This is a genomic window from Acidobacteriota bacterium (genome assembly GCA_028875725.1).
Lineage (GTDB): Bacteria > Acidobacteriota > Thermoanaerobaculia > Multivoradales > Multivoraceae > Multivorans.
The window spans coordinates 1-16,726 of sequence record JAPPCR010000006.1 but is presented as its reverse complement, the minus strand read 5'-3'; the positions used below and the strand labels follow the sequence as shown (position 1 = coordinate 16,726).

At 65.8% G+C, this 16,726-nt stretch carries 28 protein-coding genes and 1 pseudogene; 1 reads left to right on the top strand and 28 read right to left on the bottom strand.

All coding sequences use genetic code 11. The features are described from left to right. The first annotated feature begins 82 nt into the window (after positions 1-82). Entirely contained in the window at positions 83-2,233 is a 2,151-nt protein-coding gene (fusA, locus tag OXI49_02135) for an elongation factor G (protein MDE2689280.1), read from the top strand. 744 nt (positions 2,234-2,977) lie between these two features. On the opposite strand, the gene rplQ is transcribed toward fusA, so the two are convergent. The 28 genes and pseudogenes from rplQ to rpsJ all read right to left on the bottom strand — a co-directional run bounded on the left by rplQ (position 2,978) and on the right by rpsJ (position 16,626). Beyond that, positions 2,978-3,340: a 50S ribosomal protein L17 gene (gene rplQ, locus OXI49_02130; GenBank protein MDE2689279.1), complete on the bottom strand. Its 363-nt coding sequence runs from the start codon at positions 3,338-3,340 to the stop codon at positions 2,978-2,980. A 44-nt stretch (positions 3,341-3,384) separates the two neighbouring features. Continuing rightward, positions 3,385-4,371, bottom strand: a complete 987-nt coding sequence (locus OXI49_02125; GenBank protein ID MDE2689278.1) for a DNA-directed RNA polymerase subunit alpha — start codon at positions 4,369-4,371, stop codon at positions 3,385-3,387. Positions 4,372-4,449: 78 nt separating this feature from the next. Then, a complete protein-coding gene (gene rpsK / locus OXI49_02120; GenBank protein ID MDE2689277.1) occupies positions 4,450-4,824 on the bottom strand; it encodes a 30S ribosomal protein S11 in 375 nt (124 codons plus the stop codon). A gap of 20 nt (positions 4,825-4,844) precedes the next feature. After that, a complete protein-coding gene (gene rpsM, locus OXI49_02115; GenBank protein MDE2689276.1) occupies positions 4,845-5,225 on the bottom strand; it encodes a 30S ribosomal protein S13 in 381 nt (126 codons plus the stop codon). Positions 5,226-5,246: 21 nt separating this feature from the next. After that, positions 5,247-5,360: a 50S ribosomal protein L36 gene (gene rpmJ, locus OXI49_02110; protein MDE2689275.1), complete on the bottom strand. Its 114-nt coding sequence runs from the start codon at positions 5,358-5,360 to the stop codon at positions 5,247-5,249. A 31-nt stretch (positions 5,361-5,391) separates the two neighbouring features. Next, positions 5,392-5,613 carry a translation initiation factor IF-1 gene (gene infA, locus OXI49_02105; protein ID MDE2689274.1) on the bottom strand — a complete coding sequence of 74 codons (222 nt, stop codon included), beginning with the start codon at positions 5,611-5,613 and terminating at the stop codon, positions 5,392-5,394. Positions 5,614-5,657: 44 nt separating this feature from the next. Continuing rightward, positions 5,658-6,230 carry an adenylate kinase gene (locus tag OXI49_02100; GenBank protein MDE2689273.1) on the bottom strand — a complete coding sequence of 191 codons (573 nt, stop codon included), beginning with the start codon at positions 6,228-6,230 and terminating at the stop codon, positions 5,658-5,660. Continuing rightward, complete coding sequence (gene secY, locus OXI49_02095; protein ID MDE2689272.1) at positions 6,223-7,611, bottom strand: preprotein translocase subunit SecY; 1,389 nt, start codon at positions 7,609-7,611, stop codon at positions 6,223-6,225. The genes OXI49_02100 and secY overlap by 8 nt, the downstream gene beginning before the upstream one ends. 8 nt (positions 7,612-7,619) lie before the next feature. After that, on the bottom strand, positions 7,620-8,054 hold the full coding sequence (rplO, locus tag OXI49_02090; GenBank protein ID MDE2689271.1) for a 50S ribosomal protein L15: 435 nt from the start codon (positions 8,052-8,054) through the stop codon (positions 7,620-7,622). Position 8,055: 1 nt separating this feature from the next. Beyond that, positions 8,056-8,283, bottom strand: a complete 228-nt coding sequence (rpmD, locus tag OXI49_02085; GenBank protein MDE2689270.1) for a 50S ribosomal protein L30 — start codon at positions 8,281-8,283, stop codon at positions 8,056-8,058. 10 nt (positions 8,284-8,293) lie between these two features. Further along, positions 8,294-8,794 (bottom strand): annotated as a pseudogene (rpsE, locus tag OXI49_02080) (30S ribosomal protein S5). Positions 8,795-8,849: 55 nt separating this feature from the next. Further along, positions 8,850-9,236 carry a 50S ribosomal protein L18 gene (gene rplR / locus OXI49_02075; GenBank protein MDE2689269.1) on the bottom strand — a complete coding sequence of 129 codons (387 nt, stop codon included), beginning with the start codon at positions 9,234-9,236 and terminating at the stop codon, positions 8,850-8,852. Positions 9,237-9,264: 28 nt separating this feature from the next. Beyond that, positions 9,265-9,810, bottom strand: a complete 546-nt coding sequence (gene rplF, locus OXI49_02070) for a 50S ribosomal protein L6 (protein MDE2689268.1) — start codon at positions 9,808-9,810, stop codon at positions 9,265-9,267. Between the two features lie 3 nt (positions 9,811-9,813). Next, on the bottom strand, positions 9,814-10,212 hold the full coding sequence (rpsH, locus tag OXI49_02065) for a 30S ribosomal protein S8 (GenBank protein MDE2689267.1): 399 nt from the start codon (positions 10,210-10,212) through the stop codon (positions 9,814-9,816). Positions 10,213-10,252: 40 nt separating this feature from the next. Beyond that, on the bottom strand, positions 10,253-10,795 hold the full coding sequence (gene rplE, locus OXI49_02060) for a 50S ribosomal protein L5 (GenBank protein MDE2689266.1): 543 nt from the start codon (positions 10,793-10,795) through the stop codon (positions 10,253-10,255). Further along, a complete protein-coding gene (gene rplX / locus OXI49_02055; protein ID MDE2689265.1) occupies positions 10,795-11,109 on the bottom strand; it encodes a 50S ribosomal protein L24 in 315 nt (104 codons plus the stop codon). Before rplX ends, rplE begins: the two co-directional genes overlap by 1 nt. Positions 11,110-11,119: 10 nt before the next feature. Then, on the bottom strand, positions 11,120-11,488 hold the full coding sequence (rplN, locus tag OXI49_02050) for a 50S ribosomal protein L14 (protein ID MDE2689264.1): 369 nt from the start codon (positions 11,486-11,488) through the stop codon (positions 11,120-11,122). An 8-nt stretch (positions 11,489-11,496) separates the two neighbouring features. Next, positions 11,497-11,772 (bottom strand): 30S ribosomal protein S17, encoded by a 276-nt coding sequence (gene rpsQ, locus OXI49_02045; protein MDE2689263.1) that lies wholly within the window; start codon positions 11,770-11,772, stop codon positions 11,497-11,499. 5 nt (positions 11,773-11,777) lie between these two features. Beyond that, positions 11,778-11,966, bottom strand: a complete 189-nt coding sequence (gene rpmC / locus OXI49_02040; GenBank protein ID MDE2689262.1) for a 50S ribosomal protein L29 — start codon at positions 11,964-11,966, stop codon at positions 11,778-11,780. Between the two features lie 13 nt (positions 11,967-11,979). Continuing rightward, positions 11,980-12,399: a 50S ribosomal protein L16 gene (gene rplP, locus OXI49_02035; GenBank protein MDE2689261.1), complete on the bottom strand. Its 420-nt coding sequence runs from the start codon at positions 12,397-12,399 to the stop codon at positions 11,980-11,982. Between the two features lie 35 nt (positions 12,400-12,434). Continuing rightward, positions 12,435-13,085, bottom strand: a complete 651-nt coding sequence (gene rpsC, locus OXI49_02030; GenBank protein ID MDE2689260.1) for a 30S ribosomal protein S3 — start codon at positions 13,083-13,085, stop codon at positions 12,435-12,437. 26 nt (positions 13,086-13,111) lie between these two features. Next, complete coding sequence (gene rplV / locus OXI49_02025) at positions 13,112-13,459, bottom strand: 50S ribosomal protein L22 (GenBank protein MDE2689259.1); 348 nt, start codon at positions 13,457-13,459, stop codon at positions 13,112-13,114. Positions 13,460-13,507: 48 nt separating this feature from the next. Further along, positions 13,508-13,795: a 30S ribosomal protein S19 gene (gene rpsS / locus OXI49_02020; protein ID MDE2689258.1), complete on the bottom strand. Its 288-nt coding sequence runs from the start codon at positions 13,793-13,795 to the stop codon at positions 13,508-13,510. A gap of 29 nt (positions 13,796-13,824) precedes the next feature. Continuing rightward, complete coding sequence (gene rplB / locus OXI49_02015) at positions 13,825-14,655, bottom strand: 50S ribosomal protein L2 (GenBank protein MDE2689257.1); 831 nt, start codon at positions 14,653-14,655, stop codon at positions 13,825-13,827. 22 nt (positions 14,656-14,677) lie between these two features. After that, entirely contained in the window at positions 14,678-14,965 is a 288-nt protein-coding gene (locus OXI49_02010; protein ID MDE2689256.1) for a 50S ribosomal protein L23, read from the bottom strand. Next, on the bottom strand, positions 14,962-15,636 hold the full coding sequence (gene rplD / locus OXI49_02005; protein ID MDE2689255.1) for a 50S ribosomal protein L4: 675 nt from the start codon (positions 15,634-15,636) through the stop codon (positions 14,962-14,964). Before rplD ends, OXI49_02010 begins: the two co-directional genes overlap by 4 nt. Beyond that, the gene (rplC, locus tag OXI49_02000; GenBank protein MDE2689254.1) at positions 15,636-16,280 is read right to left on the bottom strand and encodes a 50S ribosomal protein L3; all 645 of its coding nucleotides are present in this window, start codon (positions 16,278-16,280) and stop codon (positions 15,636-15,638) included. The genes rplD and rplC overlap by 1 nt, the downstream gene beginning before the upstream one ends. 31 nt (positions 16,281-16,311) lie before the next feature. Beyond that, on the bottom strand, positions 16,312-16,626 hold the full coding sequence (gene rpsJ, locus OXI49_01995; protein MDE2689253.1) for a 30S ribosomal protein S10: 315 nt from the start codon (positions 16,624-16,626) through the stop codon (positions 16,312-16,314). Between the last annotated feature and the right edge of the window lie 100 nt (positions 16,627-16,726).

The following is a 16,726-nucleotide window of genomic DNA, read 5'->3' as shown; positions in this document are numbered from 1 at the left end:
AACGCCACGCGCGTGGTATCTTCTGCGGCTGTTTCTACACTGCGGACTCACCCTGCGGACAGCGGACTGAGACCCGCAAAGCGTGAAAGACGCGGGCCCCCAGGGCGGGCTCGCGGTGCCTGCGACGGGAGCGTCGATGCAACTCGAGAACTCGGAACAAATACGCAACCTCGCCGTCGTCGGGCACAACGACAGCGGCAAGACGACACTGCTCGCCGGCCTGCTCTACACCGGCGGCGTCTTCAACCGGCAGAACAGGGTGGAAGACGGGAACACGGTGACCGACTTCGACGATGAAGAAGTCCGGCGCGGCATCTCGATCGGTCTCGCCGTCTGCTACACCCCTTGGTCCGACGGGGCCGCGCACTACAAGGTCAATCTGATCGACTGCCCCGGTTCCGGGATCTTCGTCCACGAGAGCAGTTCCGGCATGCGCGCGGCGGACGCCGCCCTCCTGTGCGTAAACGCCGCCTCGCCGACCCAGGTCATGGCCGAAAAGTCCTGGGAGATCGCCGGCGAAATGGAGCAGCCGGTCATGTTCCACCTGACCAAGATGGACCGCGACAACATCGACTTCGCCAGCTGCATCGCGGAACTCCAGGAGAGCTTCGACCGCATGGCCCTGCCCGTTCAGATCCCGATCGGCGCCGGCAAGGATTTCGCCGGCGTAGTCGACCTGCTGAGCCGCAAGGCGCACATGTACGACCGGGACGGCGCCGGCCGAAGCCAGGTGTCCGAGCCGCCGGCGGAACTCGCGGAAGAGATCGACGAGTGGCGCAACAAGCTGACCGAAGCGGTCGCGGAGAGCGACGACGAGTTGATGGAGGCCTACTTCGAGAACGGCGACCTGACCCAGGAGCAGTTGATCCAGGGGCTCAAGGCCGCGATCAGGTCCCGCGCCCTGTTTCCGGTGACCATGTCGTCCGGCGGCCACGGCATCGGCAACTCCGCACTGCTCGACACCGTGGTCCAGCTCCTGCCCTCGCCGGTGGAAGCGCCGCCGATCCCGGCGGCCGATCTTGGCGGCGAGCCGGTGGAGCTGGATCGAGGCGACGGCGCACCGGTGAGCGCGATCCTCTTCAAGACGTTGAACGATCCCTTCACCGGCCGCATCTCCCTGCTTCGCGTTGCCGCCGGCGATATGGGTTCCGACACGGTCTACTGGAACGCGGGGCGCGAGGAGGCGGAGCGCGTCGGCCACCTGATGCACATGCAGGGCAAGAACGGCGAGGACGTTCCCCGACTCGTCAAGGGCGACATCGGCGGCGTCGCCAAGCTGAAGTCGAGCGCGACCGGGGACTCGATCACGAGCCGCGAGCGGCCGGTCAAGCTTGACTTCCCCTCGCCCCCGGTCGCCGCCATTTCGTTCGCGATCGAGCCGAAGACGAAGGGCGACGAGGAGAAGATCGGCGAGGCTGTGTCCCGCCTGGTCGAGGAAGATCCCAGCCTCCGCGCCGGCCGCGACCCGCAGACCGGGGAGTTCCTGCTCTCGGGCGCCGGCCAGCTCCACGTCGAGATCGCGGTTTCCAAGCTGAAGAGCCGGTCGAAGGTCGAAGTCATCCTGCACCCGCCGAAGGTGCCCTACCGGGAGACGATCAAGAGAACCGCCGTCGGCCACGGCCGACACAAGAAGCAGAGCGGCGGCCGCGGCCAGTTCGCGGACTGCACGATCACGATGGAACCCGTCGCCACCGCGGAGGAGTACGAGTTCGTCGACGAGATCTTCGGCGGCTCCATCCCCCAGAACTACCGTCCGGCCGTCGAGAAGGGCCTGCTCGAAGCGGCAGGCCGCGGCTACCTGGCCGGCTACCCGGTCGGCAACTTCCGGGTCCGCCTCCAGGACGGCAAGTACCACGACGTCGACTCCTCGGAGATGGCCTTCAAGGTCGCCGGCTCACTCGCCTTCAAGGACGCGATGGCAAGAGCAGCGCCCACCCTCCTCGAACCGGTCATGAAGGTCGACATCAACACGACCGAAGACTTCATGGGCGACATCATGAGCGACCTCTCCTCCCGCCGCGGCCGGCCCCAGGGCATGGAAGCCAAGGGCAACGCCCAGATCGTCAAGGCCACCGTCCCCATGGCCGAAATGCTCACCTACGCCCCCGCCCTCCGCTCAATGACCCAGGGCCGCTCCAGCTTCACGATGGCCTTCTCCCACTACGAAGAAGTCCCCCGCCAGATCCAGGAGAAGATCATCGCCGAGGCGAAACGCGAAGACGAAGACGGCTAGCGGCGCGGCGGCGGAGGCGTGGCGGCGGAGGACGCACACGCCGGCTGGGGGCCCGAGGAGAGGGGTCCCAGGGGACGCTCGCACTCGCTGGGTGAACGGGACGGGAGTGCTCGCTTCGGTCGGCTGCGTTTCACGTCGGCGTCAGTTACGGGTACCGCGCCGGGAGTCACTTGCCTCCAGCCCCCTGGGACCCTCTCCTCGGGCCCGGGCCGGCTGGACGTCGTCGGGCGACTCAACCTCCACGGATGACGTCGATCGGCTGCCCGGGTGTCAAGCGTTTCTGCTCTGAAGTAGCGCCCGTCACTGTGGAGCTTTCTGCCCGGAGCCCGTGCAAGTGCGCTACGGAGCTGCTTGTCAAACGTCGTGGACTTGACCCGGCAAACGGTGGATTGCTGCGGCGAACTCGCCTGACTGCCGCGAGGAGTCAAAGCGCCCTTCTGTCAAACAAGCTTGGCGGCGCCATCACATTCCACCGAGCCGCACTTCGGCTACCGGCGTCCCGACGCCCAGGAGAGTCCAGCCTGCAGCGGGCCGAAGGAGGGGGTCACTGCGGGCCGGAGGCAAGTGACTCCCTGCGACGTGCCCGAGCCTGACGCCGATGCGAAACGCAGCCGACCGAAGCGAACGCCGGCTCCCCCTCCACCAGGAAAGCGTGAGCGTCCGCAGGGACCCCCTCCTTCGGCCCGCTGCAGGCGGGTGTCACCGACGCCGTCGCGCCATTCCGCCGGCGCCGTAGCGCGCCAGCTACTCGTCGGTGTCGACGAACTCGATGACGGCGCGTTCGGCGGCGTCGCCCTTGCGGGGGCCGAGCTTGGTGATGCGAAGGTAGCCGCCTGGACGGTCGGCGTAGCGGGGGGCGATCTCGTCGAAGAGCTTCTTGACGTGGTCGCGGTTGGGGAGCCAGCGGCGGACCAGGCGGCGGGCGTGGACGGTGTCCTCGCGGCTCCGGGTGATCATCTTCTCGGCGACCGGCCGCAGGGCCTTGGCCTTGGCCAAGGTCGTCTGGATGCGGCCGTGCACGACCAGCGACGCGAGCTGGTTGCGGAACATCGCCCGACGGTGGGCCGTCGTCCGGCCGAGTTTCTTGTAGCCAACTCCGTGACGCATCTTCGCTCCTTCCCGGGGAAGCTCGAGAACGGTTCAGCGGCCTGCTAGGCCTGCACTCCGCTCTCCGCGTTCGCGGGAACCTCCATACCGAAGGACAGACCCATCTTGTCGAGTACTTCCTGGATCTCCTCGAGCGACTTGCGCCCGAAGTTCTTGGTCTCGAGCATCTCTTTCTCGCTGCGCACCACCAGGTCGCCGACCGTGTTGATGTTCGCGTTTCGCAGGCAGTTCGCCGATCGGACGCTCAGGTTCAGGTCGTCAATCGCCTTGTGGAGCAGGACATCCAGGTCACCGCCGTCGATCTCCTCTTCGGCTACGGTGCCCGCGATCAGGCTCTCCTCCGCATTGATGAAGATCGTCAGATGCTCGCGCAGCAGCGTGCCGGCGCGCGACATCGCCTCTTCCGGCGTCACTGTGCCATCGGTCCAGACTTCCACGATCAGCCGCTCGTAGTCGGTGGTACGACCGAGCCGGGCCGCTTCCACGCGGTAGTTCACGCGCTTGACCGGGCTGTGCACCGAGTCGAGCGGAATCCAGCCGATGCCCATCGACGGTTCGAGGTTGCGGTCCGCGCTGACGTAGCCGCGGCCGTTCCTGACCTGCGCCTCGAGACGGAGGCAGCCCCGTTCGTTGAGCGTGGCCACCTTGCTGGCCGCATCCCGGATCTCGACACTGGCAGCGGTGTCGAAGTCGCCGGCGGCGACCTCTCGCGGACCCGTGACATCGAGAGAGATCACGCTGGTCGCACCGTCGAGAGACCGCAGCGGCACCTGCTTCAGGTTGAGGATGATGTCGGTGACGTCTTCGACGACCCCTTCGAGCGACGAGAACTCGTGCAGCGCGCCATCGATGCGCACCGCAGTGATCGCTGCGCCTTCGATCGCTGACAGCAGACTGCGGCGCAGCGCATTGCCGACCGTCGCGCCGAAACCGCGTTCGAACGGCTGGGCCGAGAACCTCCCGTAGCTGTCGGTCAGGGTCTCAGTGTCGATTTCGACGCGTTTGGGGCGTTGGAATCCCTTCCAGAGCATGTTCACTCCTACCTATCTCGATTGCGTTCCAGGTTGGAAACGTTGATTTCTCGCTAGCGATGCGGGACGGAACCGGCTTCAGACCCGGCGCCGCTTGCGGGGACGGCAACCGTTGTGCGGAATTGGCGTGACGTCACGGATCGACCGGATGCTGATGCCGGTCGCCTGCAGCGCCCGGACCGCGGACTCCCTGCCGCCGCCCGGCCCTTTGACCAGCACATCGACCGTCCGCACGCCCATGTCCTTTGCCTGGTAGCCGACCGCCTGGGCCGCCACCTGAGCCGCGAAGGGCGTTCCCTTGCGCGATCCCTTGAAGCCGTTGCGGCCCGACGATGACCAGGTCAGGACGTTGCCATCCGGATCCGTGATGCAAACCAGGGTGTTGTTGAAGGTCGCGTTGACATGCGCCACAGCGTGGGGCACGACGCGCTTCTCCTTCCTCGCCTTTGCCATCTGTCCTTGTCCCCTTCCCCTTACTTCGTGGCCTTCTTCTTGCCCGCGACGGTAGCCCGCCGCGGTCCCTTGCGCGTGCGCGCGTTGGTGTGCGTACGCTGGCCTCGAACGGGCAGGCTCTTGCGGTGCCTGACCCCTCGGTAGCTGCCGATCTCCATCAACCGCTTGATGCTCTGGGTGACTTCCTTGCGCAGGTCGCCCTCGACCGCTCCGGCGTCCTGGACCACCTGACGAATGCGCCCGGTCTCGTCCTCGGTCAGATCCTTGACCTTGACCGTCGCTTCGACGCCGGCCTCGTTCAGGAGCACCTGAGCCCGAGAGCGCCCGATTCCGTAGATGTAGGTCAGTCCGATGCCGACCTGCTTGTTCTGCGGTAGATCGATCCCCGCGATTCTCGCCATAACGAACTCTCCTCGTCCTCTTCAGCCCTGCCGCTGCTTGTGCTTGGGGTTCTCACAGATGACGCGGACGACACCGCGACGCCTGACCACCTTGCACTTGACGCACATCCTCTTGACTGACGCTCGCACCTTCATGATGAACCTCCTTTGGCTGCCTACCCGGCCGTCAGGTTCTCAGCCTGTAGACGATCCGGCCGCGACCTGGATCGTAGGGAGAGAGTTCCACCAGCACACGGTCTCCCGGAAGAATGCGGATGAAGTGCTTGCGCATCTTGCCCGAGATATGGGCCAGGGCCTGATGCTCGTTGTCCAGCTCGACCTTGAAGACCGCGTTCGGCAGCGTCTCCACGACCGTGGCCTCGACTTCAATCGCCTCTTCCTTCTTCACTCCGCGTTTCCTTCCTTCTCCGCCAACTCTCGATTCTACTTCCGTCAGGCCTGCGCCGTCCCGGCCAGCGCTGCCTCGATCGCGGCCGTCACCTGTTCGATCGGGACGTTGCCGTTGACCCGGCGCAGCAGCCCCAGGCCCTCGTAGTGAGCGATCAGGGGCTCGGTCTGCGCCGCGTAGACCTGCAGCCGCTCGCGCACGACGTCCTCCCGGTCGTCCGCGCCGCGGCCGCGAAGAACGATGCGCTGGACCAGCTCCTCGTCCGGCACATCGATCGTCACGACGTGATCGATGTGGCTGCCGTTGAGGATCTCCTCGAGCGTTCCGGCCTGCGGCGCGGTCCGCGGATAGCCGTCGAGCAGGAAGCCCGCGGCCGCATCCGGCTGGCCCAGCCGGTCCCGCACCACCTCGGCCATGAGGTCGTCGTCAACCAGCGCGCCCGAGGCCATCACGCCTTCGACCCGTCGACCGAGTTCGCTGCCGGCCGCGACCGCCGCGCGCAACATGTCGCCGGTCGAGATGGCGGGAACGCCGAGCGTCGCCGCCAGGCGCTCCGCCTGCGTGCCCTTGCCGCAGCCCGGCGCCCCGAGCAGCACGATGCGCAGGGTGTCAGCCACGGCGTCCCTTGATCCGGCCCCGCTTCATGAAGCCCTCGTAGTTCCTCATCACGAGCTGGCTCTCGATCTGCTGGAGCGTGTCCATCGCGACGCTGACCACGATCAGGAGCGACGTGCCGCCGAAGTAGAAGTTGATCCCCATGCCTTCGGTGAGCCAGAGCGGCGCGTAGTTGTCCAGAGTCGAGCCGACGAACGGAATGCCCCCGACCTTGAAGCCCGCGATCATGAACTCGGGCAGCACGGACACGCCCGCCAGGTAGAGGGAGCCGACCAGCGTCAGGCGAGTAAGCACCCGATCGATGTACTCCGAGGTCCGCCTGCCGGAGCGGATGCCGGGGATGAACCCGCCGTACTTGCGCATGTTCTCGGCAAGGTCGTTCGGGTTGAAGATGATCGAAACGTAGAAGTACGAGAAGAAGATGATCGCCGCCACGTAGAGCAGGTAGTAGACGGGCTGCCCCCACTGCATGGCAGTCGCGATCTGCTGGATCGGCTCGTACTGGATCATCCCGGCGACCGTCGCCGGCACGGTGACCACGGAACTCGCGAAGATGACCGGAATCACGCCGCCCGTGTTCACGCGCAGCGGAAGGTAGGTGCTCTGTCCGCCGTACTGCCTGCGGCCGACGATCCGCTTGGCGTACTGCACGGGGATCCGCCGCTGCGCCCTCTCCATGTAGACGATGAAGGCCACGACGACGAGCATGAAGACCGACAGCAACAGGATCTTGAGCAGGGACATCGCGCCGCTCTGGAGCTGGCCGAAGAGGCCCAGCACGGCGCCCGGCAGACCGACGACGATGCCGGCGAAGATGATGAGAGAAATGCCGTTCCCGATCCCCCGTTCGCTGATCTGCTCGCCGAGCCACATCACAAAGGCGCAGCCGGTCGTAAGCGAGAGCACGGTGACGAACTTGAACCCGAGGCCGGGGTTGAGGACGAGGTTCGCGCCTCCCGGCGAGGTCAGATTCTCCAGGAAGAACGCGATGGTCGTCCCCTGGATGATCGAGATGACCACGGTCCCGTAGCGGGTGTACTGGGTGATCTTGCGCCGGCCCATCTCGCCCTCCTTGGAGAGCTTCTCGAGATAGGGCACGACCACGGTCAGCAGTTGCAGAATGATCGACGCCGAGATGTAGGGCATGATGCCGAGGGCGAAGAGCGCCACACGGCCCAGGCTGCCGCCGGTGAAGGTGTTGACGAAACCCAGCACCGTCCCCTGCATCTGCTCCATGAACTCGCTCAGGGCCAGGGGGTCGATGCCCGGAGTCGGAATGATGCAGCCGATGCGGTAGACCGCCAGCAGGCCCAGCATGAACAACACCCGATTCCGGAGATCCGGAATCGCGAAGATGTTGCGGAAACTCTCGACGCCCACGATCTACTCCGTCAGCCGATCACTTCACAGACGCCGCCCGCGGCCTCGATCTTGGCACGCGCGGAGGTGCTGAAGCGGTGGGCACGCACGGTCACACCGGACGGCGCGTCGCCGTCGCCAAGAACCTTGAGCTTCATGCCGCGGCGTACCCGCCCACGGGAGACGAGAAGTTCGACGTCGATCGTCTCGCCGAGACCATCGAGATCGCCGACGTTGATCACCGTGTACTCGGTGCGGAAGATGTTCGTGAACCCGCGCTTCGGCACCCGGCGAATCAGAGGCATCTGACCGCCTTCGAAGCCCGCCCGCCTCGAGAAGCCCGCCCGGGAGCGCTGACCCTTGTGGCCGCGCCCGGCGGTCTTTCCCGTGCCCGAACCCGGACCACGGCCGACCCGCTTCCGCGGGCGGCGGCTGGCCTTCGCCGGTTTGAGATCGTGCAGCTTCATTTCAGTCCTCCAGGACCTGGACGAGATGGGGAATCTTCCGCACCATGCCACGCACTGCCTGGGTGTCCTCGCGTTCCACGACGTGACGGATACGCCTCAGACCCAGGCTGCGCAGCACTTCACGTTGCGGCTTCGGCCTCCCGATCGCGCTCCGCACCTGCTGAATCCGTATCGTCTTGCCTGCCACTTTCGGCACCTCCCCGATCTCCGTTTGTCGAACTGCCTCCATTCGTCGAACCGCCTGCCAGGCCGTCGAGCGACTCCAGTCCCCGCAAGGTCCGAACCTGCTTCTCGTTGCGGAGGGACATGAGCCCGGCGAAGGTCGCCTTGACCACGTTCTGCGGGTTCGTCGTGCCCAGTGACTTGGTCAGGATGTCCTGGATGCCGGCGCCTTCGACCACGGCGCGCACGGCTCCGCCGGCGATCACGCCGGTTCCCTCGGAAGCCGGCTTCAACATCACGCGGCCGGCGCCGAAGACGCCCACCGTCTCATGCGGGATCGTGGTTCCGGCAAGCGGCACCTGCACCAGGTTGCGCTTGGCGATCTGAATTCCCTTCCGGATGGCGGCCGGAACCTCTTTCGCCTTGCCCGAGCCGTAGCCGACCCGGCCGTTGCCGTCGCCGATAACGACCAGGGCGGTGAACGAGAAGTTCTTGCCGCCCTTGACGACCTTCGTCACGCGGTTGATGTCGACAACCTGCTCGAAGAACTCGCTGTCGAGGTCTATGTCTCTAGCCACTGTTCGTGTCCCTGGCCACTGTTCACTCCTTTACTTCCCTGCCGGCTCCGGTTCATCAGAACTCGAGGCCTCCCTCGCGCGCGCTGTCGGCAAGCGCCTGGATCCTGCCGTGATACAGGAATCCGCCCCGGTCGAAGACGACCGAGCGGAAGCCCTTTTCCTTCGCGCGCTCGGCCAGCACCTGACCCACGGCCTGCGCCGCCTTGCGGCTTCCCGTCGAACCCTCGAGCGCTCCCTGGAGATCCGACTCGAGCGAACTCGCGAAGGCCAGGGTGTTGCCCGACCGATCGTCGATCAACTGGGCGTAGATGTGACGCCGGCTCTTGTGCACGGCGAGGCGAGGCCGTTCCTGTGAGCCACGCAGCTTCTTGCGGACGCGGTATCGCGCCCGCTGCTGCCGGCGGCTGCGGTCGAGCGTTCTCTTTCTGCGCAGATCACTCATGCCTTGTCTTTCCTGTTCCGAACCTGTCCTATGCGGTCGCCGCCGCCTTGCCGACCTTGAGCCGGATCTCCTCGTCGCGGTAGCGGATGCCCTTGCCCTTGTACGCGTCGGGCTTGCGCAGGCTGCGAAGGTCGGCGGCGACCTGCCCCACCTGCTGCTTGTCGTTGCCGGAAACAGTGATGCGATTCGCCCTCTCGTCGATCGAGACGTCCACGCCCTCCGGCACCGGGTAGACCACGGGGTGGGAGTATCCGAGCGCAAGATGAACCTCGCGGCCCTTGACCTCTCCCCGATAGCCGACGCCGACGATCTCGAGCTCGCGCCGGAAGCCCTCCGTGACGCCAACCACTGCATTCGCCAGGAGTGCCCGCGCCAGGCCGTGCCGGGCCCGCTCCTCGCCGGTCGAGCCGGAGCGGTGCAGCGTCACCACGCCGTCCTCCACCCTTACCTCGATACCGGGCTGAAGGGGCTGCTCCAGTCTGCCCCGCGGCCCTTCGATCGTCACCGTACCGCCGTTGATCGCGACCGTCGTCTTCGCCGGCAACGAGATCGGTGCTTTCCCTATACGCGACATCTTCTAGTACACCTCACACAGGACCTCGCCGCCGACCCGCTGCCGTCGCGCCTGGGCGTCGGTCAGAAGGCCCTGCGAGGTCGAGAGGATCGCGACCCCCAAACCGTTCAGCACCGGTTTCAGATCGTCGGCCGCACGGTAAGTGCGGCGTCCCGGCTTGCTGATCTTGCGCAGCCTCGTGATCGCCGGCACCCCCTCCTTGTCGTAGGCAAGGAAGATCCGCAGCGTCCGGCCGGGAGGCGAGTCGAACACCTCGTAGTCGCTGATGTAGCCCTGGTCGCGCAGTACCCGGCACAACGCGATCTTCAGCTTCGAGGCGGGCGCCTCGGTGCGATCGTGCTTGACGATCAGGGCGTTGCGGATCGTCGTCAGCAGGTCCGCGATGGGGTCGGTTACGGTCATCGATCTGTCCTTGAATTCCTCGGTTCCTGGTAGCGGAAGTTCAATCCGCGAACGGCATTCCCAGACCCCGCAGTAGATGCAGCGCCTGAGCGTCCGACTCCGCCGACGTCACGAGCGTCACGTTGATTCCCTTGGAGCCGTCACTCTTGGAGTAGTCGACCTCGGGGAAGATGAGGTGATCGCGAATGCCCAGCGTGTAGCTGCCCCGACCGTCGAAGCTCCGGTCCGAAATGCCCCGGAAGTCACGCACCCGTGGCAGCGCCACGGTGATCAGCCGGTCGAGGAAGTACCACATGCGGTTGCGGCGCAGGGTGACCCGGCAGCCGATCGGCATTCCCGCACGCAGCTTGAAGGCGGCGATCGACTTTCGCGCGCGGGTGATCACGGGCTGCTGCCCGGCGATCAGCGCCAGCTCGGGCACGGCGTTCTCCAGCACCTTGATGTTCTGGATCGCTTCGCCAATGCCCATGTTGAGCACGATCTTCTCCAGCCGGGGGACCGCCATCGGGTTGGCGATGCCGAACTCCTCCTGGAGGCTCTTCGTGACCTCCTCCTGGTACAGGGTCCTGAGTCGTGGAACCATCAGCTCAACACCGAGCCGCTGACCTTGGCGTACCGGGTCAGCTTGCCATCTTCAAGGCGACGCCGCCCTACCCGCGTCGGCTTGTCCGTGTCAGGGCAGATCACCATGAGATTCGAGATGTGGATCGGCGCCTCCCGCTCCAGGATGCCGCCCTGGACCTGGCGCTGCGGGTTCGGCCGCTCGTGCTTCTTGACCATGTTCACGCGCTCGACGATGACCCGTTCGGAACCAGGGAGAACGCGCAACACCCGGCTGCGCGTTCCGCGGTTGCGGCCAGCGATGACGAGGACCTCGTCGCCCTTCTTGATTTTCAGCCTGCGCACGTCAGATCACCTCCGGCGCCAGCGAGACGATCCGCATGAAGCGCCGCTCCCGTAGCTCACGAGCGACCGGCCCGAAGACTCGGGTGCCGATCGGCTCCCGCGCCTCGTTGATCAGAACCGCGGCATTGTTGTCGAACCGGATGTAGCTGCCGTCCCGCCGGCGACGTTCCTTGCGCGTCCGCACGATGACCGCGCGAACGACCTGACCCTTCTTGACCGTGCCCTCCGGCGTCGCCTCCTTGACCGAAGCCGTGATCACGTCGCCCAGCGCACCGTACTGGCCCGAGGAACCGCCCCGCAGCGTGATGCACGCGATGCGCTTCGCTCCCGAGTTGTCGGCGACATCGAGCATTGTTCCCATCTGGATCATGGCCCCGCCTACCCTTCCGCCCGCTTGACGACTCGCTGCACACGCCAGCGCTTCCGGCGCGAGAGCGGTCGGGTCGAGACGAGGGACACGACGTCTCCCTCGCGGCAGTCGTTCGCTTCATCGTGGGCGACGAACCGGGACGACTTCTTCATCAGCCGGTGGTAGAGCCTGTGCATGACCGTCTTCTCGACCGCCACGACGACTGTCTTGTCCATCTTCGCGCTCACGACCTTGCCGACCCGGACCTGTCGGCGGCCTCGCGTTGTTTCCTGCTCAGCGTTCATTTCATTCACTTCGCCTTCTCACGCAGAACGGTCAGAACCCGCGCCAGTTCGACCCGGGCATTCCTGATCCTGCTTGGCTTCTCGAGCTGTCCGATCGATTTCTGCAGCCGCAGGGCAAACAGCTGATCGGCCAACTCCTCCTCCTTCTGGCGTAGTTCCTCCTCCGTCAGGTCCCTGAGTTCGCTTGCCTTCATCGCCTCGCCACCCTCAGATCTGCACGCCGTGGCGCGCGACGAACCTGGTCTTGATTCCGAGCTTGTGGGAAGCGAGCCGCATCGCCGACCTGGCGAGTTCCGGCGACACGCCTTCGAGCTCGTAGAGGATCCGGGCGGGCCGTACGACGGCAACCCACTCCTCGGGGTTGCCCTTGCCCTTGCCCATTCTCGTCTCCAACGGCTTCTTGGTGATCGGCTTGTCCGGGAACACCCGGATCCAGACCTTTCCCGACCGCTTGATGTGACGGGTGATGGCGATTCGGGCGGCTTCGATCTGTCGCGCGGTGACCCAGCCGGCCTCCTGCGCCTGCAACCCGTACTCGCCGAAGGACACCACGTTGCCGCCCTTGGCCAGACCGCGGCGGCGGCCGCGGTGGTGCTTGCGGAACTTGACCTTCTTCGGCATCAACATCGCTCGTTACTCCTTCGAATCCCGGCGTCCGACCCTCAGGCCGCCGTCCGGCGGCCGCGCTCCCGCGACAGGTCGCCCCGGTAGACCCAGACCTTGACTCCGATCACACCGTAGGTCGTGAACGACTCCGCGATTCCGTAGTCGATATCCGCCTTCAGCGTGTGCAGCGGCAGACGCCCTTCCTGGTACCACTCGGTTCGGGCAATCTCGTTGCCGCCGAGCCGGCCCGACACCATGATCTTGACGCCCTTGGCGCCGAAACGAAACGCTGACTCCATCGCCTTCTTCATCGCCCGCCGGAAAGCGATCCGGCGCAGGAGCTGGCCGGCGATCGCCTCGGCCACGAGTTGGGCGTCGAGCTCCGGGCGCTGAATCTCCTGGATGTTGATGTGGACTTCCTGCCCCATCTGCCGGCTCAGATCGTCGCGCAGCTTGTCCACCTCGGCACCCTTGCGGCCGATGATGATGCCTGGACGCGAGGTGTAGATCGTCACGCGCAGCTTGTCCGCGGCACGTTCGATGTCGATCTGGCTGACGCCGGCGTGCATGAGCCGTTTCTTCAGTCCGGTCCGCAGCTCGATGTCCGACTTCAGGGTACCGGCGTAGTCGCGCTCGGCGTACCAGCGCGAATGCCAACCCTGGTTGTAGACCAGGCGAAAACCGTAGGGATGTGTCTTCTGACCCATGAACGCTCCTGACTTGGCTCTGCCCTCTAGGCGTTCCCGTCGCGGGAATCGATCTTGATCGTGACGTGACTCTGCCGTTTGAGGATGCGGAAGGCCCGGCCCATCGGTTGCGGGCGCAGCCGCTTCAGGGTCGGCCCGCCGTCGACGAAGATCTCCTTGACGTAGAGACCGCCGAGATCGACTCCCGGCTCCCGGTTCTCGGCGTTGGCAACCGCCGACCGCAGCAGCTTGTAGACCGGCCGCGCCGCCGACTTGGTACTCAACTGCAGCAGGGTCGACGCCTCTTCCACATCGCGACCGCGGATCAGGTCCGCGACCAGGCGCACCTTCTGCGGTGACGCCTGCAAGTACTTGAGTCGGGCTGTTGCTTCCATCGTTTCTCTCTTCGGGGATACTGCCGTCTGCCGGGATCTCGGCGCAGGCTAGCGGGGACGCGCCCTGCGTTCCCGCCGGCCGCCCGCATGACCCCGGAAGGTGCGGGTCTGGGCGAACTCTCCGAGCTTGTGACCGACCATGTTCTCGCTGACAAAGACCGGGATGAACTTCATGCCGTTGTGGACGGCAACCGTATGCCCCACCATGTCGGGGATGATCGTCGATCGGCGGGACCAGGTCTTGATGACCCGGCGATCGCCGGTCGCGTTCATCGCCGCCACCTTGTCGTAGAGGTGATTGTCGATGAAGAAACCCTTCCTGAGTGAACGTGCCATGCTGTCCTCTTCTCCGTGCTGCCGCCGACCTACTTACGGCGTCCCCGCCGCCGGACGATCATCCCGGTCGTGCGCTTGTTGCTCCGCGTCTTGTAGCCCTTCGTCGGCTTGCCCCAGGGCGTCGTCGGGTGCCGGCCGCCCGACGCCTTGCCCTCGCCGCCGCCCATCGGGTGGTCGACCGGGTTCATCGACACGCCGCGGTTGTGCGGCCGCCGCCCCCGCCAGCGATTCCGGCCCGCCTTGCCGAGCGACATGTTCGAGTGCTCCGAGTTACCGACCTGTCCGATCGTGGCGGAACAGTCGATGTGAACCCGCCGCACTTCTCCAGAGGGAAGCCGGACCTGGGCGTAGGCCCCCTCCTTCGCCATCAACTGGGCGCCGGCGCCGGCACTGCGCACCATCTGGCCGCCGGCGCCGATCTTCAGTTCGATGTTGTGAATGATCGTGCCCAGGGGGATGAACCGGATCGGCAGGCAGTTGCCGACATCGATCTCCGATCCCTCTCCGGACTGCACGGTCGCCCCGACCTTGAGCCCCTGGGGGTGCAGGATGTAGCGCTTCTCGCCGTCCGCGTAGTGCAGGAGGGCGATCAACGCACTGCGGTTCGGGTCGTACTCGATGCTTGCCACCTTCGCCGGCACGCCGACCTTGTCGCGGCGGAAGTCGATCCTCCGGTAGCGGCGCTTGTGGCCGCCGCCCCGGAACCAGATCGTCTGCCAGCCCTTGTTGTTCCGGCCGCTGATCCGTTTCTTGCCCTCAACCAGGGGCTTGTGCGGCTTATTGGTCGTGACCTCTTCCCGCCGCGCGTACTCCTGGAAGCGGCTGGCCGGATTCGTCGGTTTCAGTTTCTTGATCGCCATGTCCTGGACTCTCTGGCTCTCGCTACACGTTGTCGAAGAGATCGATCTGGCCCTCGGCCAGCCGTACGTATGCCTTCTTCCAGTCGGGTGTTCGACCGACGAACCGGCCGCGACGGCGGACCTTGCCGTGCACGTTCGCGATCCGGACCTCAGCCACCTTGACGCCCGCGAACTGGGTCTCGACCGCCTTCCGCACCTCGATCTTGTTCGCCCGGGAGTCGACCACGAAGGCGATGATGTTGCTCCCATCCCGCAACTCGGTCGACTTCTCGGTGATCAAAGGGCGCCGCAGCACGTCCTGCACTCTCATTCTTCACTCCCGCCGGGGCATGATTCGCTCCCGTTCCGTTGCCTGCGCCGTTGCAGCACGGTGGAAAGGCGCCCGATCGCGTTCTCGCTGAAGACGACGTAGCCCCGGTCGACGACGTCGTACACGTTGACGCCCAGCGCATCGACCGCCTTGACCTGCGGATGGTTGCGCGAAGCCAGCATCAGGTTGCGGTTGCCGTGATCGTCGACGATCAGCGCCTTGCCATCGACGCCGAGATCCTTCAGGCAGGCCGCGAAGGCGCCCGTCTTGTGGCTTTCGAGCTCGAGCGAGTCGATCACCATGATCTGCTCTTCGAGGAGCTTCCTCGACAGCGCCGACTTGAGGGCGTTCCGCTTCTCGTTCCGGGACAGCTTGTTGCGGTGGCTGCGGGGGTGAGGTCCATGCACGACTCCACCGCCACGACGGAGCGGCGAGCGGCGGCTGCCGGCCCGAGAACGACCCGTCCCCTTCTGGCGATACGGCTTGACCCCGGAGCCGCGGACCTCGTGCCTGCCCTTGGCCTTGTGGGTTCCCGCGCGCTGCGCGGCCCGCAAGGCGACTACCGCCAGGTGGATGAGGTGCTCGTTGTACGGGTAGGAGAAGACCTCCTCCGGCAAGTCGACCTTGCCGACGGCCTTGTTGTCGAGACTCTTGACGGCGATTTCTGGCATCAGACCGAACTCCGAACCATGACCAAGCCGCTGCGGGCGCCCGGAACCGCGCCGCGCAGATAGAGGAGGCGGTTCTCGGCATCCACCTTGACCACCACGAGTTTCTTCGTCGTCACCCGCTTGCCGCCCATCCGGCCGGGGAACCGCATGCCGGGGAACACGCGCGAGGGACTCGCGGACTGCCCGACCGAGCCGGGGGCGCGATGGAACATCGAGCCGTGGGTGGCGCGGCCGCCGCCGAAGCCGTGCCGGCGCATGACGCCCTGGAACCCCTTGCCCTTGCCCGTGCCGATCACGTCCACCCGGGAACCGACCTCGAAGATCGAAACCTCGATCTCGTCGCCCGGCTGCGACTCGTCGGTCGCGTCGACCCGCACTTCGGCCAGATGGCGCATCGGATCGACCCCGGCCTTCTTGAAGTGACCCCGCCGCGGTTCCGTGATCCGTTTGGGCGGCCGGCTCTCGACCAGGCCGATCTGCACCGCCTCATAGCCGTCGGACGCTTCCGTCTTGCGCTGAACGACCCGGCAGGGACCGACCTCGAGTACCGTCACCGGCACCGCGGCCCCGTCCTCGGTGTAGATCTGCGTCATGCCGATCTTGCGACCCAGCAGGCCCTTCGTCTGGCTGTTGTTAGCGCTCACCGCCGGTTTCTCCTCAGTCTCCTCAGGCGCCTCAGGCACCGAACGCCTTGATCTCGACATCGACGCCGGCGGGAAGCTCCAGCTTCATCAGCGCGTCGACGGTCTGACTGGTGGGCTCGAAGATGTCGAGCAACCGCTTGTGGGTGCGGATCTCGAACTGCTCCCGCGACTTCTTGTCCACATGCGGGGAACGGTTCACCGTGTACCGGGCGATGTGAGTCGGAAGCGGAATGGGACCGACCACACGGGCGCCGCTGCGCCGGGCCGTATCGACGATCTCATGCGTCGACGTATCCAGGATGCGGTAGTCGAAGGCCTTGAGCCGGATGCGGATCTTCTCGTTCATCGTTCCCTCGAATCCCAACCTTCCTCGATCGCCTGACGCACCCGGTACCGATTACTCGGCGATGTCGGTGACGGTGCCGGCGCCCACCGTGCGGCCGCCC